This window comes from Stenotrophomonas sp. CCNWLW57, from assembly GCF_037203925.1.
Lineage (GTDB): Bacteria > Pseudomonadota > Gammaproteobacteria > Xanthomonadales > Xanthomonadaceae > Stenotrophomonas > Stenotrophomonas rhizophila_A.
In genome coordinates this window covers 433,666-457,708 of sequence record NZ_JBBCBJ010000005.1, presented here as the reverse complement: position 1 = coordinate 457,708, position 24,043 = coordinate 433,666, and the positions used below count along the sequence as shown (strand labels likewise).

18 protein-coding genes and 2 pseudogenes are annotated in these 24,043 nt (G+C 62.6%); 12 read left to right on the top strand and 8 right to left on the bottom strand.

From position 1 onward, the window contains the following. The 6 genes and pseudogenes from V9K91_RS14775 to V9K91_RS14750 form a co-directional block, all read left to right on the top strand. A pseudogene (locus V9K91_RS14775) lies at window positions 1-237 on the top strand (MFS transporter); the annotation flags it as partial. Window positions 238-374: 137 nt separating this feature from the next. After that, on the top strand, window positions 375-722 hold the full coding sequence (locus V9K91_RS14770) for a cyclophilin-like fold protein (protein WP_306987435.1): 348 nt from the start codon (window positions 375-377) through the stop codon (window positions 720-722). 42 nt (window positions 723-764) lie between these two features. Beyond that, window positions 765-1,205 (top strand): cupin domain-containing protein, encoded by a 441-nt coding sequence (locus tag V9K91_RS14765; protein ID WP_336443475.1) that lies wholly within the window; start codon window positions 765-767, stop codon window positions 1,203-1,205. Between the two features lies 1 nt (window position 1,206). Further along, window positions 1,207-1,698: a cupin domain-containing protein gene (locus V9K91_RS14760; protein WP_306987437.1), complete on the top strand. Its 492-nt coding sequence runs from the start codon at window positions 1,207-1,209 to the stop codon at window positions 1,696-1,698. Next, window positions 1,676-2,464 (top strand): carboxymuconolactone decarboxylase family protein, encoded by a 789-nt coding sequence (locus V9K91_RS14755; protein WP_336443474.1) that lies wholly within the window; start codon window positions 1,676-1,678, stop codon window positions 2,462-2,464. Before V9K91_RS14760 ends, V9K91_RS14755 begins: the two co-directional genes overlap by 23 nt. 49 nt (window positions 2,465-2,513) lie before the next feature. Next, on the top strand, window positions 2,514-2,891 hold the full coding sequence (locus tag V9K91_RS14750) for an antibiotic biosynthesis monooxygenase family protein (protein WP_336443473.1): 378 nt from the start codon (window positions 2,514-2,516) through the stop codon (window positions 2,889-2,891). Between the two features lie 527 nt (window positions 2,892-3,418). Here the strand turns inward: V9K91_RS14750 and V9K91_RS14745 are convergent. The 5 genes and pseudogenes from V9K91_RS14745 to V9K91_RS14725 all read right to left on the bottom strand — a co-directional run bounded on the left by V9K91_RS14745 (window position 3,419) and on the right by V9K91_RS14725 (window position 13,766). After that, a complete protein-coding gene (locus tag V9K91_RS14745) occupies window positions 3,419-7,642 on the bottom strand; it encodes an NACHT domain-containing protein (protein WP_337308195.1) in 4,224 nt (1,407 codons plus the stop codon). A gap of 398 nt (window positions 7,643-8,040) precedes the next feature. Continuing rightward, window positions 8,041-8,970, bottom strand: a pseudogene (locus V9K91_RS14740) (tyrosine-type recombinase/integrase); the annotation flags it as partial. A 97-nt stretch (window positions 8,971-9,067) separates the two neighbouring features. After that, complete coding sequence (locus V9K91_RS14735; RefSeq protein WP_336443469.1) at window positions 9,068-12,061, bottom strand: Tn3 family transposase; 2,994 nt, start codon at window positions 12,059-12,061, stop codon at window positions 9,068-9,070. A 23-nt stretch (window positions 12,062-12,084) separates the two neighbouring features. Beyond that, window positions 12,085-13,356 carry a site-specific integrase gene (locus V9K91_RS14730; protein ID WP_081029750.1) on the bottom strand — a complete coding sequence of 424 codons (1,272 nt, stop codon included), beginning with the start codon at window positions 13,354-13,356 and terminating at the stop codon, window positions 12,085-12,087. Next, window positions 13,353-13,766, bottom strand: a complete 414-nt coding sequence (locus V9K91_RS14725) for a helix-turn-helix domain-containing protein (RefSeq protein ID WP_014159616.1) — start codon at window positions 13,764-13,766, stop codon at window positions 13,353-13,355. The genes V9K91_RS14730 and V9K91_RS14725 overlap by 4 nt, the downstream gene beginning before the upstream one ends. Window positions 13,767-13,871: 105 nt before the next feature. Here V9K91_RS14725 and V9K91_RS14720 point away from each other — a divergent pair, with 105 nt between their 5' ends. The 6 genes from V9K91_RS14720 to V9K91_RS14695 all read left to right on the top strand — a co-directional run bounded on the left by V9K91_RS14720 (window position 13,872) and on the right by V9K91_RS14695 (window position 20,561). Then, the gene (locus V9K91_RS14720) at window positions 13,872-14,489 is read left to right on the top strand and encodes a cation transporter (RefSeq protein WP_057681761.1); all 618 of its coding nucleotides are present in this window, start codon (window positions 13,872-13,874) and stop codon (window positions 14,487-14,489) included. After that, window positions 14,486-14,842 carry a hypothetical protein gene (locus V9K91_RS14715; protein WP_057681760.1) on the top strand — a complete coding sequence of 119 codons (357 nt, stop codon included), beginning with the start codon at window positions 14,486-14,488 and terminating at the stop codon, window positions 14,840-14,842. The genes V9K91_RS14720 and V9K91_RS14715 overlap by 4 nt, the downstream gene beginning before the upstream one ends. Window positions 14,843-14,898: 56 nt before the next feature. Beyond that, entirely contained in the window at window positions 14,899-16,179 is a 1,281-nt protein-coding gene (locus V9K91_RS14710) for a TolC family protein (RefSeq protein ID WP_101364858.1), read from the top strand. Continuing rightward, window positions 16,176-17,123: an efflux RND transporter periplasmic adaptor subunit gene (locus V9K91_RS14705; protein ID WP_081029748.1), complete on the top strand. Its 948-nt coding sequence runs from the start codon at window positions 16,176-16,178 to the stop codon at window positions 17,121-17,123. The genes V9K91_RS14710 and V9K91_RS14705 overlap by 4 nt, the downstream gene beginning before the upstream one ends. A gap of 8 nt (window positions 17,124-17,131) precedes the next feature. Continuing rightward, window positions 17,132-19,951: a CusA/CzcA family heavy metal efflux RND transporter gene (locus V9K91_RS14700; protein ID WP_336443468.1), complete on the top strand. Its 2,820-nt coding sequence runs from the start codon at window positions 17,132-17,134 to the stop codon at window positions 19,949-19,951. Window positions 19,952-20,036: 85 nt separating this feature from the next. Then, window positions 20,037-20,561 (top strand): hypothetical protein, encoded by a 525-nt coding sequence (locus tag V9K91_RS14695; RefSeq protein WP_336443467.1) that lies wholly within the window; start codon window positions 20,037-20,039, stop codon window positions 20,559-20,561. A 1,295-nt stretch (window positions 20,562-21,856) separates the two neighbouring features. Here V9K91_RS14695 and V9K91_RS14690 read toward each other — a convergent pair. The 3 genes from V9K91_RS14690 to V9K91_RS14680 form a co-directional block, all read right to left on the bottom strand. Next, window positions 21,857-22,243 (bottom strand): DUF1622 domain-containing protein, encoded by a 387-nt coding sequence (locus V9K91_RS14690; RefSeq protein WP_095364321.1) that lies wholly within the window; start codon window positions 22,241-22,243, stop codon window positions 21,857-21,859. 307 nt (window positions 22,244-22,550) lie between these two features. Beyond that, window positions 22,551-23,339, bottom strand: a complete 789-nt coding sequence (locus tag V9K91_RS14685) for a CHAD domain-containing protein (protein WP_336443466.1) — start codon at window positions 23,337-23,339, stop codon at window positions 22,551-22,553. A gap of 44 nt (window positions 23,340-23,383) precedes the next feature. Further along, on the bottom strand, window positions 23,384-23,848 hold the full coding sequence (locus tag V9K91_RS14680) for a hypothetical protein (RefSeq protein ID WP_336443465.1): 465 nt from the start codon (window positions 23,846-23,848) through the stop codon (window positions 23,384-23,386). Between the last annotated feature and the right edge of the window lie 195 nt (window positions 23,849-24,043).

Sequence of the window (24,043 nt, the reverse complement as noted above, 5' to 3'; positions counted from 1 at the left end):
GCCCGCACTTTCACTGACAACGCAGAGGCCGGCGGCGGGCTGATGGTGGCGGTGGTGCAGTGCTCCATCGCACTCGGTTCGACCGTGGGCGGACTGCTGTTTGACAGTCTCGGCTTTGCCAGTACGTTCCTGGCCAGTGCTGGCCTGTTGCTGTGCGCCGCGCTGCTCGCTTATGCCACGGCGTCCTACCGGACGACCACGTCGGGGCCGGTGGTCGCTGTGGAGGCCCGGGGCTGATGAGGTGCGTTACGTCGATCACAGGAACGCTGCTTTGCCTCCTGCTGGCATTCGGGGCAGTAGCGGCATGTTTTGCCGAGCCCATTCATCACGCCATTGCAGCCAGAAAGGTAGAGTCAAACCCGGAGATTCATTCAATGAAGATTCGACTGATCATCAACGATCAGATGCTGTCGGCCACCATGGAAGACAGTATCCCGGCCCGCGAGTTCATCGCCCAGTTGCCACTGACGCTGCAGCTTGAGGACTACGCCGCGACCGAGAAAATCGCGCAGCTTCCCCGCCGTCTCAGCGTGGCGGGTGAGCCAGAGGGAGTTACGCCGGCGGCGGGCGACATCGCCTTTTATGCGCCGTGGGGAAATCTGGCGATTTTTCACAGGCCCTTTGCGTACTCGAAGGGTCTGATCCGACTGGGTCGAATCGAAGGAGGACTACAGGTCCTTCGCACGGAAGGGCCGCTCGCGGTTCGGATTGAGTCCGACTAGCCGTTGTTTGCATACCCAACACACCACAAAGTGGTGAGCTACATGGAAATCAAACGCCTTGGCACGCAAGCGTCCATCAAAGGATCGACGGACTGGTTTACGGGCACGGTCCGGATCGATCCGCTCAATGCCGCCCCTGCGCCATCGAGGGTATCCTGCGCGGCAGTCACCTTCGAGCCGGGCGCGCGCACTGCGTGGCACACCCATCCGTTGGGGCAGACGCTTATCGTTACTGCCGGCTTCGGTTGGACACAGTGCGAAGGCGGCCCGATCGTAGAGATCCGCGGGGGGGACGTGATCTGGTGCCCGCCGGGTCACAAACACTGGCACGGTGCATCGCCCACCACCGCCATGACACACATCGCAGTACAGGAGGCATTGGATGGCAGGAACGTTGACTGGCTGGAGCATGTGACCGAAGAGCAGTACCTAGCCGGACCTCCCGCTGCTGACGCACCGGCCCGCTCCGACGGAGGCGGCTGACATGTTGGTTCGATCCGCGGTTCGCGGGCTCTTGGCCCTCTCTGTCTGGGCGCTGCTTGGCCTTCCCCATAATGCCCAAGCTGCGGCGCCCGAACAGCAAATCACCACAGCCGAGAATCAGGCTTCGATGAATGGTCCTACGGAGTACTTCACCGGCAGAGTGCGCATCGACCCGCTCTGGCCCGCGGACCCGGGCATCACCGCCTCCGGCGGGCTGGTGACGTTTGAGCCGGGTGCACGATCGGCGTGGCACACCCACCCTGCGGGCCAGCGGTTGGTGGTCACCTCTGGCGTCGGGCGCGTGCAGGAGTGGGGTAAGCCCATTCAGGTCGTTCGTTCCGGCGATGTAGTGTGGTGCCCGCCGGGGGTGAAGCACTGGCATGGAGCTGCCCCCGGTATGGCGATGACCCACCTCGCCGTAACCGGCGTGCGCGATGGTCAGAACGTAAACTGGTTGGAGAAGGTGACCGATGCCCAGTACCAAGGCGATTGATTGGAAACGGCGGTCCAGTCGTCTCGCCTGTCTGATGGGTGCGGCGATGTTTGCCTCCGGTCCGGGACAGATGGCTTTCGCCTACGAAGGAGCAGCTATGAACGTCAAATCAAACGGGGGTTCTACCACCGAACTGGACACCCGCCAGCAAGCCATTATTCCGATTAGCGCCTCAGCAGCGGCCGGCAACATGGAGAGCCTTCGGGGCGCGCTGAATCAAGGCTTGGACGCGGGACTGAGTCTGGCCGAAGCACGAGAGATCCTCGTGCAGGTTTACGCCTATGCGGGCTTTCCGCGGAGCCTGAACGCATTGAGCGAACTGATGAAGGTGGCGGAGGCACGCAGGCAGAGGGGCATCCAGGATGAAGCCGGGCGCGAGCCCGGCAAGCCGATTCCCAAGGGCGACGCGTTGCTCGCTGCAGGCACCGCGAACCAGACCAGGCTGGCTGGTGGTCCGGTCTCAGGGCCATTGTTCGATTTCGCACCGCAGGCAAATGAGTATCTGCGTACGCATCTCTTTGGCGACATCTTCGAGCGCGACAACCTTGATTGGCAGAGCCGCGAGCTGGCCACGGTCAGCATGCTGGCTGCCATGTCCGGGGTGGAACCCCAGTTGCAGTCTCACATAGGAATCAGCATGAACATAGGCGTGCGCCCTGAGCAGCTGTCCAGGCTGGCCGATGTTCTCGAAGCCCACTCCAGCTTGGAGGCTGCCGAACGTGCCCGCGTTGGTATTCAACGCCAGCTCAAGGCTCAGCAGGAATGATCTTCGGAAAAACTCTGCGCCGAGCGGCACGCGCACATTGGAGGGTTGATTGAAAAGGATACTCATCGGAACCTTGATCGGCATGGCTGTATGCTCCTTCAGTGTTGGAGCTGAGGAGGTGCAGATGACACGGCTGTCAAAGATCACCGTAAACGCGGAGCATCTCCCTGCTTATCGAGACGCCTTGGCTGAAGAGGTTCGCGCCTCAATGGAGATTGAGCCAGGCGTGCTGTCGTTGTACGCCGTCTTCGACAAAGACGATCCGACCAGACTGACGATTCTTGAAATATATGCGAGTCGGCAGGCATACGAACAGCACGTGAAGAGTCCGCATTTCCTCAAGTACAAGAACGGGACGCTGCACATGGTCAAGTCCCTCGAGCTGGTTGATGTTGATCCCCTTCTGCCGGAGCTGAAGATTAAGTAGCAGTGAACTTTGCTGCGCGGACGTGTGATACGCCAAGGTTTATCTTTCACTTACGGCATTCCGCCGTCAGTACACCGGCCCGACAGCGCTCCATTGACCGACTCATTGAAAGTGATCGGAGTCCGCTACTGGCCGAGAGCGGACCTTTGCCCAGTGGGTAGGCTAGGATTAGGGGGATTTATCGGGGGTAGGGGGAGGGCAGCTTCCGAGCAAAATGGGAAGACGAAATGTGATTCCACCATGGAGGGGATGACTGTTGAGACCACCAGCACGTACTGCGAGAGAGTAAACCGACAGTATTGAGGGTACCCCGGCTTAGGATCCAGGGCAGGAGCCCAACGCGCATTACAGCTATTGCGTTGGCGCTGTAGATGGCGGGGCGAGCGGAAGTGTCAAGTCACCGCCGACACAAAGTCTTCAGCTGCTCTCACGCGGGCGAAGCACCATCATTCGGCATTCAGCGTGCTCTCATTAACTGCTTGACCATTGCCTTAGCGCCTTTGGCACTCTTACATGCGTGGGCTCTTCTAAGAAACCAAGATGTCAGCCAAGCGGACGGTTCCATTCAGATCCGGATGCCGAGGTTCGTCAGTTGGACGGCCACTTCTCCGCCGCTCCTCCTCCACTTCGCAAAGCAGCGTCTTAGCCGCGTCCGAGAGTCGGCTCCTCGAAGCAGCAACTGAGAAAACGAGCCCACGAAGGCGGTTCGACGCAATGGGCAATACCCTGTAAGCGGGACCATCCAGTTGCTGCTTTCGGAAGAACAGTCGTTGGAACTCCAGGACGCCCTCCGCCTCAAGCGCAGAGCTCTCGTCACCTAACACACGCGTCGCGAATTCGAAGGCTGCCTGGTCACCGGCATGGATTTGCTCCAGCAACAAGCAGCCGAGTCTGACGCCGCCTCGACTGCCGTTGCGTGCACATCCGTCGAGAATGGCTACCACTGCTTCCATGCAATGGCCGACTCTCGCATGAACAGTTTTGGCGACATCGTCGACGTACCACAAGTTCGATTGAGGTCCGAAAAAAGTGCCGTCCGCAAGCATCTCAGCAAACTGCGCCCAGTTTTCAGAGGAGAGCGTTGACACGATACTATAGGCAGTGCGTTCACGACGATGCGAATCACCATTCGCCATCGTGAGTATCTGGCGAAGCAATAGGAAACCCTCAGGGGTGCCGTCTGCAACCAGGCGATCCTCAACGTCGTAGCTTCCGGCCGTAGCCATCCAGCGTTCTAGATAGTGTGATGCCGGGTGCGGGAGCAACTCATGGGGGAGGCGAAGGACTGTGTGGCTGAGGGTTCTAAACTCGTATGCGCGCGACTGGTCCAGCCATCTGTGTGCAGCCATCTCATCCCATAGGGTACACAGCCTTACGACTAGCTCAGGCATGTTGATGCACAGACCTTGATCCAGAAGCGAGTTGGCCGCGTCCACCATGGTTCTATCACCAACTATGGGGCTCGCGATGGCAGCTAGGACCGGAGATGCACCGATGGGACTTGGGATTCGGGCCAACGCCAACACTAGTGCTGCAACCCGGGACACGAGGCGCTGCCGCTCGCGATCCTGGACTGAGATATCCTCGAACGTGCGAAGCGCGATGTTCAGCAAGTCGACAAGCTCTGAAGCGATCGCATCCGTCTCGAACTGCAGTTCAGACGACGGCTGCAGCATGGGTCGGCCGGTCTCTCTGCGGAGTCTGGTCATGCGAAGGCTGCTTGACCGGCCAAATGGCGATGCAGGAAGCATCGAACGCCATGGCTTCTGGAGTATCGTTGCCATAGCTTCGAACACAAATTGCTCAGCTTGTGAATGCTTAGCTAGATGCCTGAGAGTGGGAAGGGCATTGCGCCCCCACCTGGCCAGCACGCGAGACAGAAGTATGCCGTTTGGTGGATTCATGGGACGCTCCCGCGCTCTACCTGCTTCGACCCACTGAGTAATTGCAATTCGATAGGACAGCCACTGGTCCAACTCCCATTGGCAGGCTTGCGCAATTAGATACTCATAATGGTCCGGACTGACGCGGCTGGCGATCTCAGCCAGCGCGCATATCGACCCGGTTGGCTGGGAGTTCCCCGTAAGTGCGTCTATTAGTGCATCGGTCTGTTCGATAGTGGGCAACCACGGCATGCGCATGTGACCGCCGCTATCGTCATCTACTCGACCTAGAACCAATCCCGCAATCTCTCGCCGAGTGTCAAAGTCATACTCTCCCGCCACTTGGCAGGCAGAAATGATCAATCGGTCGCCATCCATCTGGGTCAGGAGTGAGCGAAGCGCAAAGTAGCGGTCATTGTTCCCATAATTCCCCCGATGGCGAAGCATCTCGAGATGTGATGATAAGTACTCTCGCAGCGCTGTGCTCACCTGCTCGAGATTGGCGCACTCTGCAAAGAGCCCTTGGGCATAGCTTGCGCGAGAACCATCCGGAAAATCCCGCAATGTGCGATCAAATAGGCTGGCGCGTGCGCCCTCGTCAAGTCCACGGACTCGCTGGACCACCCACTCAGGCGGGTGACGGCTACAAAACGCCATTTCGATTGCCAGTGAGTCCACAATTTCTGGATCACTTTCGGTGAGCATCGCCAAGACAGACTCTTTGGCGTACGCGTCGTCTTCTCGCAAAAGTCCCACCAGATGCTCAACCGGGGGCCGGGGAAGAATCGTTTGAAATCGTAGCGCAATGCGGTGGCGCTGCTCCTCCGGCATTTTCTCATGCAGCCTCCGCAGTTCCGCGTGCACACCTTCATCTGCGTCGACCAGCTCTTCCTCCAGCGCTAGAAGCAGGTCGGGACTCAGCTTGACCGAGTCTGGCGCTTGAAGCCACGCATCAAGCGCGGCGTCCGAAGCCGGATACTCCCAGCGGATCGCTGAGATCGCCGCTACGCGCAACTCGTCCCGAGCTGAGTTGAAGGCGAAGTCCAGCAGGTACTCCCAGTTCGCAGGGTTGCTCGCCACCTCGTGAATGAATTCCACATGGCACTCTACGGACCATCCTTGGAGTCTAACCAGGGCATCGGCTCCGAGTTGCCGGATGGCGACGGACTGAGTGCCGAGGCGATGAAAATGCAGCCGACGCTGTTGATCTTGCTGCTCGAGGCAATGCCAAATCCGATCCGAGAAGGTCGGAAGAGCACTGTCGATCATGCAGGCCAGACCGTACTCTCTAACGGCAGTCACGGGCGAGTCAGCAAGTCGGGTCACAAGAGAAGCCAGCTCGTCGAATGCCGACGGGTTATCAGGCCTTTCAAATCCGGATGCAGCGGACAGGATGCTGGCGAAGTGTAGATCAACGGCGACAGCAGCTCCCATCAATCTCGATCTTGCCGGAGACGGCGGAGAATCGCTCGAAAGTTCGCCGGCAACAAGCAGTAGCGTCTCTTCCCAGGCGGCTAGATTGATAGGATTGAGGATATCGCTACCGAACCTGTCATCAGACTGGCGGTGAAGTAGAGAGAGGTACCTACTCGCTGCGAAGTATTCTTGGAAGCGCTGGTGCGCGAATCGAACTAAACCGAATTCTTCGAAAAGGAGGTGGTGATCGCATAACTCCTGAAGCAGTCGCACTGGCTCAAAATCGCCGACAATCTGACGCCTCGACTGCAGTTCTTCGGCTTCGCGTGCCAGCACTGATCTTGCATCCGATATCAATATGCGCGTACCGCCTTCGGAGTTTAACTGCCATGCAATGGCTTCGAGGTACGAGCGATGAAAGCCGTGCAATGGAGATGCCGACAAAGCTGCGCTTCGGACCCCATCGCTTTCGTATGCTCGCACGATCGCGTGATAGACCGTGAAACTGTCTGTGGCCACTTGGTCCCGTACACTAAGGTTGGCAACACCCCGAAGTATCAACGGGTTGCGGGCGGCGTACCTGAGACGATGCTGCACCGACAGGCGCGCGATGAGCATATTTGCCTCTTCAGCAGGCAGACTTGCTCGGACGAACTCTTGCTGTCTCCGCCAGTCAAGGCCAGTAACGCCCACCAAGATTGGGGCCCCGAGATCTGGGCGCTGGCTCGTATTTCTTGTCGTCAAAACAATATTGATGCTGGGTGTCGCAACCAGAAATGCTCGCATCCTGCGGGATACGGATTCCAGTGCATCGACTGAAATCTCGTTCCAGCCATCAATGAAGAGCGTCAACCTGCCGTCCTTGGCGTACCGGGCAAGTCTTGCGGAGGTAATATCGGAGGCCGCATAGTCGGAAAGCGACGCGATGAACTCCAGTGGTCCTGAGCCGGTGCTCGCCCACGCTGGCGCATCTAAGAAGAGGGGAAGTTGGCGGGGTGGGCGTTCATCGAGCAGGGACTTAGCCAATCGCAGCGCTGCCGTGGTCTTACCGATCCCGCCCTCCCCGGACAAGACGACGTTGCGGCCAGAGGCAATCAACTCGATGACCCGATTCTCACTCAGGGGCGTTCTGGCGCGATCTGGGTCTTGAGGTCGATCCGTTGAACCATCTGATTGGGTGTCAATTTCTATGAGACTGACCGATACGATTGTGTCGTTGAACAGTTGCCTCGATAACGCATGTTCTACGCCGCTGGTGGCGGCTGCGACGCATCGCTCCCACAAGCGCTCATCCGAAACCTCATTAGGCTCGATGTCGACCTTGAGGACAGGACCCGTGTAGATCGCCCCCAGGTTATTGCCTGCAATGGCAACACCACCATGGGACGCAGTCACCTTGGCTGCAGGCATCCCTAGACCACGACGAAGCCACGAGAACATGCGCGAGAGCATCAAGATGCCTGTGGGAATAACCAAGCCAAAGTGGAAATGCCGAGACCGGCAATGCCGATGATGAAGCCGGCAACCTGCCAGAAATTCCGCGGCGGCTTCGGGTCCGCGCCGCGGGTAGTGATGTCCCCAGCGTTGTTCCCGCCAATGGCAACGCCTCCATGAGAGGCGGAAATGTGACGCGAATCCCTCGGAGGCCGCACTCTCGCAACAACGAGAAGAATTGCCGCAGCAACAAGGCATCCGATGCCAATCTGGAACAAGGCAGCTACCTCGAACATGTGTATACCCCTGATAGGTTCAGTTCCGCCACTTCAATAACTTATCAAATGTCGGCTTCAAAGTTTCTGGCAATCGATTGGGTAAGTGCGATCTTGCTCCCCGGCCATGAATCACTTCCCTTAATCTTCAAGGAGGCGTGCTGCAGGATTACTAGTTGCTTCACCTGCGTGAAAGTAGCCCACCACGCTCGACACCGATCGGTGCTCGGTTAGCTGCATAATTGCTGGAAGCGCTACCCCTTGGCGGCTGGCCTCGGTCACAAACCCTGACCTGAGACTATGTCCACCAAAATCCCCCTCCAGCCCCGCCAGGCGGGCGCGCCGCTGTACGATCTCGCCGACCGCGGCAGGGGATAGGGCAGGGCCGACCCGCTGTTTCCATAGGCGACGGAAGATCGCCCCCTCGGTGATCCCGGACGCCTCCAGCCAGTCGTGGAGGGCGAGGGCGGCCCGATCGAGCACCGGCTTATCCGGGGTCGAGGACGCGGTAACGCCGGCCTGCTGGGTCTTGCTGTACTCGAGTCGGTAGATGTATCCCTTGTCACCAATGCGGCGCAGGTCGCGCAGGTCGGCGGCGGCAATCTCGCTGCGCCGGCGCCCGCCGCTGGCAAACCCGAAGCAGAGCAGGGCGCGATCGCGAATCCCTTCCAGGCTGTCGTCACAGGTGGCCAGCATGGCTTCCAGTTCGGCCAGGGTGATCGCGGTCTTCTTGCGCGGCCGTTCGCCGCGCTTGACCGCCGCCCGCGCGGCCCGGCTGAGCACGGTGCGGATCGCCGGCTGCTCGCACGGGTTGGCCAGCTGCTTGAGTCGGTGCGCGGTTGACAGCACGGCGACTCGGTGGCGGACGGTGCTCAGCGTCCACGGGCCCGGCTTGGCTTTCAGGCCGGCCACGACCAGCGCCTGGTCGATCGCCGGCGGCAGCTCCCACGCCAGCTCGCCCTCAGCGTTACGGCGCGTGACATGGTCGACCACGAACTGCAGCACGATCGCCTCGGGCACCGGCAAAACCAGCTCGATGCCGTAGCGCGCGGCATGCCATCCAGCCCAGTAGAGGGTCGGCAGGGAATCGTTACGTACAGGGCCAAAAGCCACCTAAGCGATTGAAACGCAATGATAATCACCTTGTCCCGGTAGCGGATCTCCCCATCTATGGGGCGTGCTCAAGGACTTTGGCGGTATAGCTCAGCGGCGCTACTTCCCTTTCAAGATCCAAGTGGTAATCGCCGAAGCGATTGATGTGGCTGGTCCGATAAGGCGACAGGCCGGCCAGGATCTCGGGCGTCAGTTCAATCCCCTCCTTCCGCATCTCAGCCAAGGTCCGGCTCATGCCTTCTACGTTGTGGAGGATGATCATGTTGGCGACCAGCTGGCTGTACTTGATGATCTTGCACTGCTCGTGTTGGACGTTCTCAGCAATGATCCCCTGGCTGCCAAAGAACACCCATTTTACGAAGCCGTTGTACTCCTCGCTCTTGTTGGTCGCAGCATGGATCGTTTTCCGAATCTCGTTGTCATCGATGTAGCGCAGCAAGAACAGCGTTCGGACGGCCTTGCCAAGTTCCCGGAAGGCGAAGTACAGCTTGTTCTTCCGGCTGTAGGTGCCCAGCCGGCGCAGGATCGAGGACGCGGTGATCTTCCCCAAACGGATTGAGATCACGACCCGCAGCATGTCGTGGAGATGGGTCGCGATCAGTTGCCAGTCGATGCTGTCTCCGAACAATGCCTGGATGTTCTTATAGGTTCTGCCAGGTTCGGGCCGGAAGAATGTCAGATCCTTGATGTTTCGTATCCTGGGCATCAGCTGGATGCCCAGCATGTGGGCCAAACCGAAGACCGGGTAGCTTTGGGCCTGCGTGTCGCCATGGACGATCTCAGGCTGGATGTCGGAAGTGTTGGCCAGCAGGCCGTCGAGGATGTAGATGCCCTCGTGCACGCCACAGGGAATGAAGTGGCTGAACAGTGCCACGTATTTGTCGGACACGTGGTAGTAGCCAATGCCGCCGTAGCCGCCGTAGCGGATGTGGTACTCCGACAACAGGTTGTCCTCGTAGACGCTCCATTTGGTGCCATCTGCGGAGGCGCTCTTCCCGCTGCCCCAATAGCCCGGCAGGTCGAATTTGTTGTAGGTATTGATGACCTCCACGATGGCCTTCTCAAGCACATCCTCGGTCACGTATTTCAGGTTCAGCCAAGCAACCTGGCGCCGGCTGAAGCCCTTGATCGACCGCGCCGTCTGCGTCGGCCCCAGGTTGCAGCCATAGCAAAACAGCGTGGTGATCACCCGTCGAGGGAGATCTTCAACCTGGCTCTCGGTGCCGGCGATCGGACGGAAGAATCGGTGCAGATCCAGCCATCGGCTGGCGTCGATCAGGACATCGACGATGCTGGATTCCGGGAGCCGTTCGGCGATGAGGCGATCCACGGTGGTAATCGCGCTGGAGACTTCGGCGCGTTGCCCCTTCCGCAGCACCAGGCGCCCCTCCAGGATGTCCGCATGCACGTTCTCCGGGAAACGCGCGTCGACCTCGTCGGCCAGGGAGGTCAATTGTGCGCGTAACCCTGCCACGAACGACTCGGCGTCGGTGGGCAGGCCTGACACCTGACCATAGGCTTCCAGCTCCTGGGCCAAGGTGGCTTCATCGACCAGCTGCTCGCGGTAGTCATCAAACCGTTCGCTGCTGGGAATGAAGAGATCTCCGGACTTCAGCTCGTCTTTGACCTGCACCAGCACGGCCAGCTCGAAGTACTTACGGTGCATCCAGCCGGCGCCTGCCGCGCTGGCCCGCTTGCCAAACACGTGCTGACGCCAGAGCTTGGACATCCAGTCAAAATCCTTCTCCGGGTCCAGGCCGAGGGAAGCAACCTCGATCAACTCACGCCGTTGGTTGCGCAGTGACAGCACGGCCGCGATCAACGGCTCCATGCCGGCGTCGTGGCTGGTTGCCCGTAGATTCATCAGCTCCAGCCCATTGAACAGCAGCGGCCTGACCGCGCCGTAGGGCTGCAGCATGAAAGGCAGGTAGTTTTTCCCTGCATAGGCCATATGTTCTTCGCATTCGGCCAGCAAGGTCGATACTTCCGCTTCCAGGCTGTTGTCGATGGCATCCACGCGCTGACTATCGCTGCCGTCGAGCTGATAGGCCTGCAGGATTTCCTTGAGCTGGCCGATGAGGAAGTCGGCCCGCTTGGCATGTTCGAGCTGGTAGGCCAGCAGCTTCTGCTGGGCCGTGTTCTCCAGCCCGCGCACCTGCTTGATGAACAACTCGGCTGCATCATCCAGCGTCTTGGCATGCTGGGCGCGAATGAAGATGGTGGCCAGCGCATAGCGCTTGTCCGGAGCCAATTCGGCCAGCTCGCTGGCGTCATAGGCCCGAGCCATTGCACGGAATTGCTTGAGCTTGGGCACCGGCACATCGATGGGAGGCAGCTGGTCGGCCAGCTGCTGCAGCATGCGGATGTGCTGCAGATAAAAACGAACTTCCTTGTTGGTCGGCCGGCCAGGCTCGCGCTTGAGTGAGTGCCAGCCAGTAAATCTGGAGCCTTCCGGTGCGCGCAGCAATTCGTCAATGAGCGTGCGCGTTGCGGGCGTCAGCGCGTGACTGATGCTGCGGTAGTACCCCAGATTGACCCTCTCACGCGCGCCAATGGCGGCCAGCTCCAGGGTGCGGAAGCCTGGCAGTTCGTAGCGGTGGTGCACCAGCTCTTCGAGCAGGACGTTCACGATGTCCGGGATGGTGTGCTTGGTCTGGGCTGCTCCGGTGGCCACCGTGTCCAGCCAGGCCAAGCCTGATTTGTCCAAGGGACGTACCCCAATGAACTTCCGAAGCTGCGGCATATGCCGGCGCTGGCTGCCGGAGGCGTCGTAGCGTTCGAGCTGGTCGGTGTCCAATACGCGCCCGAGTCGGGCGGCCTTGGCGATGTGCTTCCGGATCCGCTCGGGCACTTCGGCCAACACCGTGAAGTAACCCAGGCGCTGGAAGAGCTTGAGATGAATCAGTACCGCCAGCTGCGGTCCCGGCTGGGTGGTCAGCTGCTTGGCGAATGCAATCTCAGCGGCGGTCGGAGTGTAGATCTCCTCCAGTTCCTTGGCGGTGGGATCAGGCTTCAGTCGCGGGTAGGCGGTCTCGTGAAGGGTAGCCATTGGATCCGAAGGTTATGAGGGGATCAATCCCAGTGCCGGCCATCGTCTGTATTGAGAGACGCTTCCAGGAAACACTGGTGCGTATCGGCCATGCGGTGCATGTCATCGAGCAACGTGGCCAGGATTTCATCCAGATCCCGGTCGGGATCGGTGGGAGCTGTCAACCGGTACTCGCTGCTGGCGGTGTTCAGCCGCACAGCCTGGAACGGGGCCAAGCAGATCTCTTCGATTCGCCCCCGGGCCTTGGCCGCGCCGCGGCCGGCGCGGGCAAACGGGGTCAGCACCATGCGCAGGCGCAGCTGCAGGGCAGATTTTCCCTCGGGCGCCGGCAGCGCCATCGTCGGAGCTGGCGAGGTTGGGCTGGGCAGGCTCGCTTCAATGCGATCCCGGGCGAACGGGTCACGCCCGTCCAGATAACGCATGGCCGACTGCACATCGCGCCAGCCCACGTACTCCATCAGCGCCTTCATGTCCCAGCCTTGGTCGTTGGCCCAGCTGGCAAAGCCGCGGCGCAGCGAATGGCTGCTGTGGAGCCCAGCATCGGCAAAACCAGCACTGGCCAGCAACTCACGCAGCAGGCGCACCAAGCTGTTGGGATGCAGGCCTTCGGCGCTCACCTGGCCCCATTGGCTGACCGCCCGAAATACCGGCCCTTCTTGCAGGCCGGCCGCCTGCAGCCACACCTGGGTCGCCTCCACCGGACACAATCGCGACAACGCCGGCACCTTGTAGGTGACGCCGGCCGCCTGCCGATCGCCCTTGCTGCGCGGAAGGAAGCAGGTCATCCCCTGTCCCGGCACCAGCGTGAGATGGGCCACGTCCAGACGCAGCAGTTCATCGCCGCGGAAGCCACGCCAGAATCCGAGCAGCACCAACGCTCGGTCCCGTTGGTGGCGCAGCGCCGCCGCTCCGTCGCCCCGCGCCTGTGCCGCAGCGATCGCTGCAGCCAACCAGTCATCGAGTTCGACCAGCCGCCGAATCTGGAGCGGCGCGGCTTGCTTGACCTGGCCCGGGTGCAGGGTTTTGATGCCTTTGAGCACCTTGCGCACCAGCGGCGACCGGGTCGGGTCGACAAAGCCGTGGTCGCGGTGCCAGGAGGCAATGGCGGCCAGCCGGTGGCGAAGGGTGCTGGTGGCCAAGGTCTGCGCATAGGCGGCCAGGTACCGCGCCACGCTGTCAGGTGTGGCTGGGAGGTGGCCTTGCCACTCAACCTCAAAGTGCCGCAGCGCCGACGCATAGCTGCGCACCGTGTTCTGGCGCGTGGCCGCATCGAGGTAGCGGTCCAGTTCGGTCACTGGCGCGTGGCCTCCACCGAGGCCGGCTGTCGCAGCGTTGACAGGATGGTGCATTCTGCCCGCTGACCGCCGTGGCAACTGGCAATCACCCGTTCCAGCTCGCTGGCCATGCGCTGAAGGTCAGCCATGCGCGCCCGCACGTCGGTCAGATGGCTGCGGGCCAGCCGATCCACGTCCCCGCACGAAAGCTCCTCATCGCCGGCCAGCTGCAGCAGGCTGCGGACCTCTTCCAGACTGAAACCCAGATCCCGGCCACGCGCAATGAAGCGCAGCCGCTCGATGTCGGCCGGGCCATAGACCCGGTACCCATTGCCTGAGCGCCCAGGGCGCGGCAATAGGCCGATCCGCTCGTAATAGCGGATGGTCTCCAGATGGCACCCGCTGGCGTCGGCAGCCTCACTGATTTTCATTCGTAGTACGCTTGACTCCGTAGTAGCTACGGACTTTACCCTCACCGGCTGTGTCATGCCAGCGGCCCGCCCGGGCCCGGCTTCCCTGCGAATGGAGATGTTCCGATGAGTGATTGCGGCTGCCACCACGAGGCTAAGAACGCGCAGGAGCGGCGCGTCCTCTGGATCGCCCTGGCGTTGAACGCGGCGATGGCCGTGATCGGCGGCATCGCCGGCTGGGTTGCTCATTCCACTGGCCTACTGGCCGACGCTCTGGACATGCTGTCCGATGCCACCGCCTATGCCATTGGCTTGGTCGCTATCGGGCGCACGGCGCGCTTCAAGGCCAATGCCGCGTGGGTCAGCGGCAGCGTGCTGCTTGTGCTGGGTGTGGGCGTGTTGGTCGAGGTCGGCCGCCGCGTAATGTTCGGTGCCGAGCCGGTCAGCGGCTGGATGATTGGCACCGCCCTGCTGTCGCTGGTGGTAAACGTGACGGTACTGCGCATGCTGGCGCCGCTGAAGTCCGGCGAGGTGCATCTGCGGGCGACCTGGCTGTTCACCCGGGCTGATGTGGTCGCCAATGTTGGCGTAATCCTGGCGGGCCTCCTGGTGTGGTGGCTGGCCAGCCCGTACCCAGATTTCGTGATCGGCGCCCTGATCGGCCTGTATGTGATCAAGGAAGCCTTCGAGATCTTGGGTGATGCCCGCCGGGCACGTGCCGACGCGCGCAAGACGGCTGCATGACCAGGCTTGGCCGGCTGGGTTCTGGCCTGCGCTGGCTCCTGCTGGCGCACTTGGCCGTGGGCCTGGTGGCGCAGCCGGTGCTGGCACTGGTCGGCGAGCTGCATGCCCAGACCCATCTGGCCGCTGCCGACCGTGGCCCGGCAGTGGCGCCACCAGCTGCCGAGCGTGGCGTAGACGTCGCCCTGCATCGGCTTCAGCAGCTGGTGCTGTGTTGCAGCCAAGCCGCGCCGGCCCCTGAGATCCTGCTGGCCGTGGCGGACATCGGCCGGTATTTGCACGCGCTGGACGCCGATACGCCCCGGTATCCGCCCGCGCACCTGATCGCGCCGTTCCGACCGCCGATCGCAGGGTGAGGTCGGCTGGCATGCGCCGGCGCCCTGTCGATATCGAGAACCTTCGGAGTACTTCCATGCATGTGCGATTGGCGGCTATAGCCGCATGGCTGCTGTTGGGCGGCGCGGTGACGACGCCGGCGGCGGCGGCCGAATTGATGACTTTGGACGACGCGTTCGCGCGTGTGGCCCAAACCCACCCCGAGCTGCGCCTGGTCGATGCGCGGGCCACCGTGCTCGCTGCCGAGCGCGATCAGGCCATGCAGCGCCCACCGTGGACGGTCGGTGCCGAGGTCGAAAATGCATTGGGCACGGGCGTGGCCCGTGGTCTGGACAGCGCCGAGCTGACCTTGAGCCTGAGCTCGGTCCTGGAGCGCGGCGGCAAGCTCGATGCGCGCCGAACCCTGGCCCAAAGCCGGATTGATGCGCTGGCCGTGCACCGGGAGACCGGCCGGCTGGACCTGCTCGCCGAGACGGCGCAGCGCTATCTGGCCGTCGTTGGCGCCGACCGTCAACGCCGGCTGGCGGACGTGGATGTCGGCCAGCGCCAGCGGACCGTGGCGGCCGCCCGGCAGCGCCTGCAGGCCGGTGCTTCGCCCGAATCGGTGGTACTCACCGCGCAGGCAGCGCTGGCGCGGGCCGAGCTGACCCGTGATCGGGCCGATCAGCAGCGAATCGCCGCTCGTCAGCATCTGGCCGCACTGTGGGGCGAACGTGCTCCCAGCTTCGAGGTGGCCGCGGCCGATCCCAGGGTCTTGCCGGCGATCGCGTCCATGCAGACGTTGGCCGAGGAGCTGGAGCGGACTCCGGAACTGGCGCAGTTTGCCGACGCCCGTCGGATCGCGCAGGCACGACTGCAGCTGGCGCGTTCGGCGGCCTCGTCGGACCTGTCCTGGCAGCTCGGTGTGCGCCGCCTGCAGGAGTCCGACGACACCGCGCTGGTGGCCAGCCTGTCCATGCCGCTGGGCAGCCGCAGCCGCGCACAGCCGGAGATTCGCGCCGGCGAAGCCGAGCTGGAGGTCCTGACGATCGAGCGCGAGGCCAAGGGCCTGTCGCTGTACTCCACGCTGGTCGAGGCCCATGGCCGTTACACCGTGGCGCAGGCCGAAGTGGCGCGGCTGCAAGGAGACGTACTGCCGAAGCTGGCCCGGGCCGAGCAGGCTGCCGAGCGCGCCTATCGCGCCGGCGCGATCAGCTATCTGGAATGGGCACAGCTGCAGTCCGAACGCACGGCCATGGCCCAGCAGCAGCTGGACGTGGCGCTCGATGCGCAGCGCGCCCTGATCGAAATTCAACGACTGACCGGCCAGGCGCTTGTCACGCCGCCGGCGGCCGCTTCCACCGGAGAGACCCCATGAATCGCTTTTCCTGGACCGCACTGGGCATGGCCCTGATGCTGGCCGCCTGCAACGCGTCGACCCCCAACGAAGCCTCCGAGGGCGGCGCCGCCGCTGAGGGCGAAGAGCACGGCGAGCACGAGGAAGCGCCGCTGGAAACCAAGATTGCCGCCAAAGCTGCGCAGGCGGCGGGTATCCAGGTCGCGCCGGCGGGTCCAGGTGAGATTGCTGACGAGCATGAGGTGCAAGGGCTGCTGACCCCGATCGATGGGCGCATCGCGCAGGTCACTGCACGCTTCCCCGGACCGGTCCGTTCTGTGCGAGCGGGCGTGGGTGATCAGGTGCGTGCCGGCCAGGCACTGGCCACCGTGGAGAGCAACCTGAGCCTGACTACCTACACCGTCACCGCGCCGATCAGTGGCGTGGTCATGGCGCGTACGGCCGCTGTGGGCATGGCAGCCGCTGAGGGCGCGCCGCTGTTCGAGGTCGCCGACCTGTCCTCGCTGTGGGTGGACCTCCACATCTTCGGCGCCGACGCCCAGCACATCGGTGCCGGCGTACCGGTGACGGTCACCCGCTTGAGCGATGACGTCACGGCGCAAACCACGCTGGAGCGCGTCCTGCCCGGCACCGCCACCGCCAGCCAAAGCACCATTGCGCGCGCCACCGTGGCCAACACCGATGGCCTGTGGCGGCCGGGTTCGGCGGTCAAGGCGCGGGTCACGGTGGATCGCCAATCGGCGGCGCTGGTGGTGCCGATCACTGCGCTGCAGACCGCAGAGGACCAGGACGTGGTCTACGTGCAGCAGGGCGAGACCTACCACACCCGGCCGGTGAAGCTGGGGCGCCGCGACGCCGAACGCGCCGAAGTGCTGGAAGGGCTCAAGGCCGGTGAACAGGTGGTGGTGGCTCAGAGCTTCCTGATCAAGGCCGACATCGAAAAGTCCACCGTGGAAGAGGAATGAGGCCCGCCATGCTCGAACGCCTCATTGGGCTGTCCATCCGCCACCGCTGGTTGACGCTGGTGCTCACCGCTGCGCTGGTTGCGCTGGGCGTGTGGAGCTACCGTCACCTCTCCATCGACGCCACGCCGGACATCACCAATGTCCAGGTCCAGATCAACACCCAGGCCCCTGGCTACTCGCCGCTGGAGGCCGAGCAACGGGTGACCTTCGCCATCGAAACGGCCATGGCCGGCCTGCCCAAGCTGGACTACAGCCGCTCGCTGTCACGCTACGGGCTTTCGCAGGTCACCGTCGTCTTCAAGGACGGCACCGACCTGTACTTTGCCCGCCAGCAGGTCGCCGAGCGCCTGCAGCAGATCGCCTCCCAGCTTCCCGAAGGGTTGGACCCGGAAATGGGGCCCATCTCCACCGGCCTGGGCGAGATCTTCATGTATACCGTGGAGGCCGAGCCCAACGCTCGCAAGCCCGACGGCACGCCGTACACGGCCACGGACCTGCGCACCCTGCAGGACTGGGTGATCCGGCCGCAGCTGCGCACTACCGCTGGCGTCACCGAGGTCAACACCATCGGCGGCTTTGAGCGGCAGATCCACATCACCCCCGACCCGGCCCAGCTGGTGGCGCTGGGATTCACGTTGAACGACGTGGTCGCCGCGGTCATGCGCAATAACCAGAACATCGGCGCCGGCTACATCGAACGCAACGGCCAGCAGTTCCTGGTGCGCGTGCCCGGCCAGCTGGCCAATCTGGAGGCGATCGGCAACATCGTGCTGGACCGGCGCGATGGCGTGCCGATTCGGGTGCGCGACGTCGCTAGCGTGGGCGAAGGCAAGGAGCTGCGCACGGGCGCGGCCACCCAGAATGGCCACGAGGTCGTGGTCGGTACCGCCTTCATGTTGTTCGGCGCCAACAGCCGGGAAGTCTCCCAGGCGGCCGCGGCCAAGCTGGACGCCGCCAACGCCAGCTTGCCCCCGGGCGTGCATGCCAAGGCCGTCTATGACCGCACCGCGCTGGTGGACCGCACCATCGGCACGGTATCCAAGAACCTGATCGAGGGCGCGCTGCTGGTGGTGGTGGTGCTGTTCCTGCTGTTGGGCAATGTGCGCGCCTCGTTGATCACCGCGGCGGTGATCCCGTTGGCGATGCTGTTCACCATCATCGGTATGGTGCGTGGCGGCGTATCGGGCAACCTGATGAGTCTGGGTGCGCTGGACTTCGGCCTGATCGTGGACGGGGCGGTGATCATCATCGAGAACTGTCTGCGCCGGTTCGGGGAGGCGCAGCACGCGCTGGGCCGCCAGCTCAACGATGAAGAGCGCTATGACCTGACCGCCTCGGCCACCGCCGAGGTGATCCGTCCCAGCCTGTTTGGCCTGGGCATCATCGCGGCGGTCTACCTGCCGATTTTCGCGCTGTCCGGGGTGGAAGGAAAAATGTTCCACCCGATGGCGATCACGGTGGTGCTGGCCCTGACCGGTGCCATGGTGTTGTCGCTGACCTTCGTGCCGGCAGCGATCGCCACCTTCCTGCGCGGCCGCGTGGCTGAGCACGACAACCGCCTGATGCGCTGGTCGCGCGCCCGCTACACCCCGCTGTTGGATTGGGCGCTGCGGCGCCGTGTCGTGGTGCTGGCAGGCGCGGCCGTGCTGGTGGTGGGCTGTGGCGTGCTGGCCACCCGCTTGGGCTCGGAGTTCGTGCCGAGCCTGGATGAGGGCGACATCACCTTGCAGCCCATGCGTATTCCCGGCACCAGCTTGGAGCAGTCGGTGGCCATGCAGGAAACGCTGGAGAAGCGCTTGGCCCAGTTCCCGGAAGTGGCCAACATCTTCTCCAAAATCGGCACCGCCGAGGTGGCCACCGACCCGATGCCGCCGTCGATGGCCGACACCTTCCTGATGCTCAAGCCCCGCGACCAGTGGCCCGACCCGCGCAAGCCCAAGGCCGAGTTGGTGGAAGAGCTGGAGGGGGCTGCCAAGGAAATTCCGGGCAGCAATTACGAGTTCACCCAGCCCATCCAGATGCGCACCAACGAGCTAATCTCCGGCGTCCGCTCGGACGTGGCGGTCAAGGTTTACGGTGACAACCTCGACCAGCTGACCCGTCTGGCCAGCCGGGTCGAGCGGGTCATGCGCAGCGTCCCCGGCGCCGAGGACGTCAAGGCCGAGCAGGTCTCCGGCCTGCCATTGCTCACCATCACGCCAGATCCGGCGGCATTGGCACGGTATGGCCTGAATCCGGGCGACGTGCAGGAAACGGTGGCCACCGCCATTGGGGGCAGTGTCGCCGGCCAGCTGATCGAGGGCGACCGCCGCTTCGACTTGGTCGTGCGCCTGCCCGAATCGCAGCGCCAAGACCCGGCTGTGCTGGCAGATCTGCCCATTCCACTGCCGGAAAGCGCCAGCGTGGACGAGTCCAGCCGCCTGGCCACCGGCGCCAATGGTGGCCCTCGTACGGTGCCGCTGCGGGAAGTGGCGAAGATCCAGGTGGAACGCGGGCCCAATCAGATCAATCGCGAAAACGGTAAGCGGCGCGTGGTGATCACCGCCAACGTACGCGAGCGCGATCTGGGTGGGTTCGTCGGCGAGCTGCGCACGCGCATCGGCCAGGATGTCACGCTTCCTGAGGGCTACTGGATCGACTACGGCGGCACATTCGAGCAGCTGATCTCGGCCACCCAACGCCTGGGGGTGGTCGTTCCGGTGACACTGGCGTTGATCTTCGCCCTGCTGTTCATGGCCTTCGGTTCGGCCAAGGATGCGACCATCGTGTTCAGTGGTGTCCGGCGTCGCCGATGCAATCAGTGGAGAGAAGAGGCCGCGGTCCCATAAGATGCCCAATGGTGTTTGCTTTAGGAGCATCTGCCGGACCTGCAACGGCTCGGTGCTTTCTCGATACGACAAGGCGCTTGTGTCGATGAGCCGACAAGTGACGGAGATCTTGCGTGATCGAAGCAAGGTCACCTACTACCAGACCATCCGCATCCAGCCGCAGCTTGTGGCAAGGGGCGTCCTGGGCCACATGTCATCAGTGGGCTTGAATCGCTACGACGAACGGCACAGTCAGCACCTGTTCGATGACCGGTCGGACCTATTGCGCCAAGTAAGGCTTCACTACTGGGTGTATCCCTACAGCGGTCGAACGGTTCTTCGTGACTTCGGGCTTTGTGTATTGGGAGGGAAAGGGAGTTCAGCGGTCTACGTCCTGAAGGCCTATCCGCTGGCCTTTGCAATGGTCTGGAACAGGGAGTTCCAGTTCGAGGACTGGCAGCCACAGAGCTTCGACCCGTTCGCTGGGTTCGAACCAGACCAAGAGGCGAGCCTTCCGCTGGAGTTCGTGGGCCTGCCAGGACAGGTTTGGCCAGAGCACGTCCAGGGGAGCACTATCGCGCTTTTACACTCCGATGGAGCCTTCGTGGCGACGGAGAAAAGGCGACGCTAGGCTTGGGAAGGTTCCTGATCTTCTCGGTTCAGGTGGCCACGGATCGCTGCAACGTTCCAAAGAAAAAGCCCGGGCTGGACCCGGGCTTTTCATATCGGTCAATGGGGAGCATGGCTCACCGCGCGTTGACCTGTGTAATGTAAGGAGCGCGCTTGCTCCTACAGCAATTGTCGTGTCGTAAAGCACCTTGAAGCCCACGCCAAGGGCTCTGCAAAGCGGGTGTTTCTTGATGCGTGTTGCAAGCGTGTTGCTGTTAGTTGTTTCTTTATTCATTGGAGTGTTCCTGTAATTGTTAGTGCTGCATGTGTCATCTTCCTTTGCGTCGTGGTTGGTCAACCATTCCCTGACGGCTTCTAGGGCAATGGCAAGCATTGGCGTGAGTAGTGCTACGACAGCGATAAGCACTGCAGGCGGGATTGTCAGTCCGGCTCCTACACTGATTAACGGTGGAGATGCTACCAGCTTCCAATGCCTTGGTCAACCGTAAGTTATTGTATACAAATAGAATTTCAATAAATTGGCGCCACGAACAAGGGCCCCGAAGGGCCCTTGCCGAGATATGATCACCTTCTTTTCGCTGCTGACATTCGTTACCAGCCGATGGCTCAGGCTGCGCCCACGGCCGTGTCCTGTCCGCTGCGGGAAACCCCGATGAGAAAGCCGATGGGGATCCGCGCGGGGTGGTCACGTCAAGGGTGTAGCCGATGGAAATGGCGGCTTGGCTGCTACAGTCACCGACGCCCACGGCTAGGCGGTTTCGGTTCTCTCCGTGAATAGCCGACGTCGAGGTGGCCATCTGGGCCTTGGCTTGGGCCATGGCCCAGACACCGCTCACCCCCCTGTTGAGCTGGCGGAAACGGCGGTCCGTCAGGTTCCAGCGGTCGTCTTGCTGCCGCTGGTAATCCCACAGCTGGCCACCGTTGATCGCGTCGGCGGACCCGCATTGCTTCCCTTTTCGGCGGAGAGTGAGGGAAAACGGGTCATCTGCCCTGATCGCGCCCGTTTGGTAGGGCTCGAGATTGGCGTTCCCAGGGGCAGCAAAAAGGGGCTGGATCCATTGCACCGCTAGGGGGACGCTCGTCGCGGGCACATTCCAGGGCACACCCCAGTTTGGTGAAACCCAAGCCACAAGAACTAAGAAGACTGACAGACAGTTCGGCGGCGCGTTGGCGCACAGTACGCCACACACTGCATTTCGCATAATGTATATTATGTAAGACGCAAGTTGTGTTCATAGGGAACGCGCATTGCAGCCAAACGCTCCCAGCAATCCCCATGCTCGCCCCACGCCATGGCTACTTCTCCTCTCCCGCAGGCGTGCGATCCAAGGGGCGTTTCCATGGCCAGAACCCCTCGACTTCCAGGACCACCGACCAGCTGAGGAAGGTCCGGATGATGACAAGCAGGCCCAGGGAAAGAATGGCGCGGAGGGTGCTGTCCAGCGCAACCGTACGGATGATGTCCGCCGCCACCAGTATTTCCAGACCCAGCAACAGCGCCCGTCCGAGCCTGCGACGGAACCGTTCGTAGCTTTCCACGCGGTCCTTGTGCTGCACGGCCAAGGCGATCACGTAAACCGCTGTCGACACCACGATGGTCACGACGATCAACGCGATTGCCAGCAATTCTATCGCCAGAGCCGACCATTCGACCCAATGGATCGCAGCCTCTTCGCTCAGCATGAAAATGCTCCGAAAGGTCAGTGTTCCCATCGCAACTGGACGCCCTCAGCGAGCGCCGAATCGGCAAGCGTTTGCAATCCAGCCGCAACTTGCGAGTGTCTAGCCTGAGGAGGTTCGGACAGAGCAACCAGCGTTTAAATACCTAGCCCAGGCCAGTAAAATTACGTGGCCTGTCATTGGGGTGGCATGGGTGACATTGTGGTGAAATCTGCAGCCACCGGCGGTCAAGCTATGCCTTTGTACGCGTTCAGCAGGCGGTCGATCCAGGCTCGCGTGATGCGTCACGCAAATGGGCGGGAGCTGCAGGTCAGGGGCTGACCTCGTCGCGTTGCCGCTCGACCTGCAGCAGCACGTCGGCCTTGCCCTCTTCCGCCGGCATCCTCCGGACCAGGTTCCGCAGCATCTGCAGGTCCTGAAGCCAGCCCAGCCCGTCACTGGTCCTGTGCAGTGCCTTCGCCTTCCTGTTGCTGGCAACATGGCCCTTGGCATCTCCGCCCAACGCACCGAGCGCCTGCCCGGCGTCGAGTTGCATGCGCAGTCGTCGAACACGTCTTCGCCAACGGTGGATGGCTTCGGCATCACCGTCCGAAGCCGCGCGGGAGGCGGCCCGCTTCACCCGTCGCTCGCTGCGTGCGAGCGCGGCCCGAACGTGCCGCCGTCGCAGGCGCTCCCATGGCTGGGCCTCAAGCCGCTGCAGAACGCGCTCGATCGTCATGCGCCTGCGTGCAAACTGGGGGTCGATGGACGCGGCGCGCTGCAGAATGCCCGCGCGCCTCTCCTCAAGCGTGCCCACTACCGCTGCCCACGCGGGACCGGGGTGCAAGGCCTGAAGCCGTTTGGCCGCCTCGACCACCACATGCGCATCCCGAAGCGCTGAAAGGCTTTTGCCGAGCCGTCTGAGCGAACGATCCTCCCGCTCGAGCTCGAACTCATCCTCATCCAGCAGCGCCAGCACCGCCCGCATGCGCCGGATCGCCTTGCGTGCCGCATGGATGCCTTCGTTCTGGTCGCCGGGGGCAGCCAACGCCGCCAGGACACGGGCGCCATCCTGTGCCAGGAGCTCCCCCGCTACCGCACCAGGTGCATCTGCCAGCATGGGTGACTCCGCGCCATGACGTCGCCAGAGTGTATCGAATCCGCTCAGCCCGGCCCCGGCGTGTCGGGCTTCCCAGGATCCAGCTGGGCATCCAGGACACGTTCGACGAACGCCACCGCATTGCGCAGCACCTCGTCGAAGTCGGCCGCTTCGGCCACATCGGGCTGGATCCAGCGCTGGTCCCTCAACGCGACCACGAACACGAAGGCGGGCTTGCCCTGCGGCTGCCACGCGGTTACATGGAAATCCTGTCCACGATACGACGCATCCAGGGTGGCACTGGCGACAGTGGCCTGCCCGGCCTGCCGCGACGCGTCGCCCCATACGTCGCCTGCCTGGGCTGCCTGCTCCGGATCCCGCACCTCCGCGCCGAAGCGCACCAGCCGGGCGGCTGGCAGGCGGCTGTACCTGCCGGAAGACACATCGGAGATTCCGCACAGCGCGGTCGGGCGCGGGCCACGCACCTGCATCAGGCCAGCGGAGGAACGGTTGGAAGTCAGTCTGGACATCGGGCCTGCCCCACTATCGGTTCGCAGGCCAAAGTCTGCCGGGCGAGTCCCGTCCGGCGCATCAGTAAAGCCGCGCGGAGAGTGTGAGTAGTCTTACTTAGCAGCAACGAAAACGTGTGCGCGAACATCCCATTGCCGCCCGGCACGCTCAGTAAATCTACTGGCCCGTTCTTCCACGCGCTTTTCATGCGCCCG

What these genes read in the sequence shown, in the direction of transcription:
- V9K91_RS14700 (WP_336443468.1), top strand. Translation starts at nt 17,132, where the DNA reads ATGCTCGAACGCCTCATTGGGCTGTCCATCCGCCACCGCTGGTTGACG.
- V9K91_RS14725 (WP_014159616.1), bottom strand. Translation starts at nt 13,766, where the DNA reads ATGAAAATCAGTGAGGCTGCCGACGCCAGCGGGTGCCATCTGGAGACC.
- V9K91_RS14745 (WP_337308195.1), bottom strand. Translation starts at nt 7,642, where the DNA reads ATGCTCTCGCGCATGTTCTCGTGGCTTCGTCGTGGTCTAGGGATGCCT.
- V9K91_RS14755 (WP_336443474.1), top strand. Translation starts at nt 1,676, where the DNA reads ATGCCCAGTACCAAGGCGATTGATTGGAAACGGCGGTCCAGTCGTCTC.
- V9K91_RS14680 (WP_336443465.1), bottom strand. Translation starts at nt 23,848, where the DNA reads ATGTCCAGACTGACTTCCAACCGTTCCTCCGCTGGCCTGATGCAGGTG.
- V9K91_RS14770 (WP_306987435.1), top strand. Translation starts at nt 375, where the DNA reads ATGAAGATTCGACTGATCATCAACGATCAGATGCTGTCGGCCACCATG.
- V9K91_RS14760 (WP_306987437.1), top strand. Translation starts at nt 1,207, where the DNA reads ATGTTGGTTCGATCCGCGGTTCGCGGGCTCTTGGCCCTCTCTGTCTGG.
- V9K91_RS14735 (WP_336443469.1), bottom strand. Translation starts at nt 12,061, where the DNA reads ATGGCTACCCTTCACGAGACCGCCTACCCGCGACTGAAGCCTGATCCC.
- V9K91_RS14710 (WP_101364858.1), top strand. Translation starts at nt 14,899, where the DNA reads ATGCATGTGCGATTGGCGGCTATAGCCGCATGGCTGCTGTTGGGCGGC.
- V9K91_RS14720 (WP_057681761.1), top strand. Translation starts at nt 13,872, where the DNA reads ATGAGTGATTGCGGCTGCCACCACGAGGCTAAGAACGCGCAGGAGCGG.
- V9K91_RS14690 (WP_095364321.1), bottom strand. Translation starts at nt 22,243, where the DNA reads ATGCTGAGCGAAGAGGCTGCGATCCATTGGGTCGAATGGTCGGCTCTG.
- V9K91_RS14765 (WP_336443475.1), top strand. Translation starts at nt 765, where the DNA reads ATGGAAATCAAACGCCTTGGCACGCAAGCGTCCATCAAAGGATCGACG.
- V9K91_RS14695 (WP_336443467.1), top strand. Translation starts at nt 20,037, where the DNA reads ATGAGCCGACAAGTGACGGAGATCTTGCGTGATCGAAGCAAGGTCACC.
- V9K91_RS14685 (WP_336443466.1), bottom strand. Translation starts at nt 23,339, where the DNA reads ATGCTGGCAGATGCACCTGGTGCGGTAGCGGGGGAGCTCCTGGCACAG.
- V9K91_RS14705 (WP_081029748.1), top strand. Translation starts at nt 16,176, where the DNA reads ATGAATCGCTTTTCCTGGACCGCACTGGGCATGGCCCTGATGCTGGCC.
- V9K91_RS14715 (WP_057681760.1), top strand. Translation starts at nt 14,486, where the DNA reads ATGACCAGGCTTGGCCGGCTGGGTTCTGGCCTGCGCTGGCTCCTGCTG.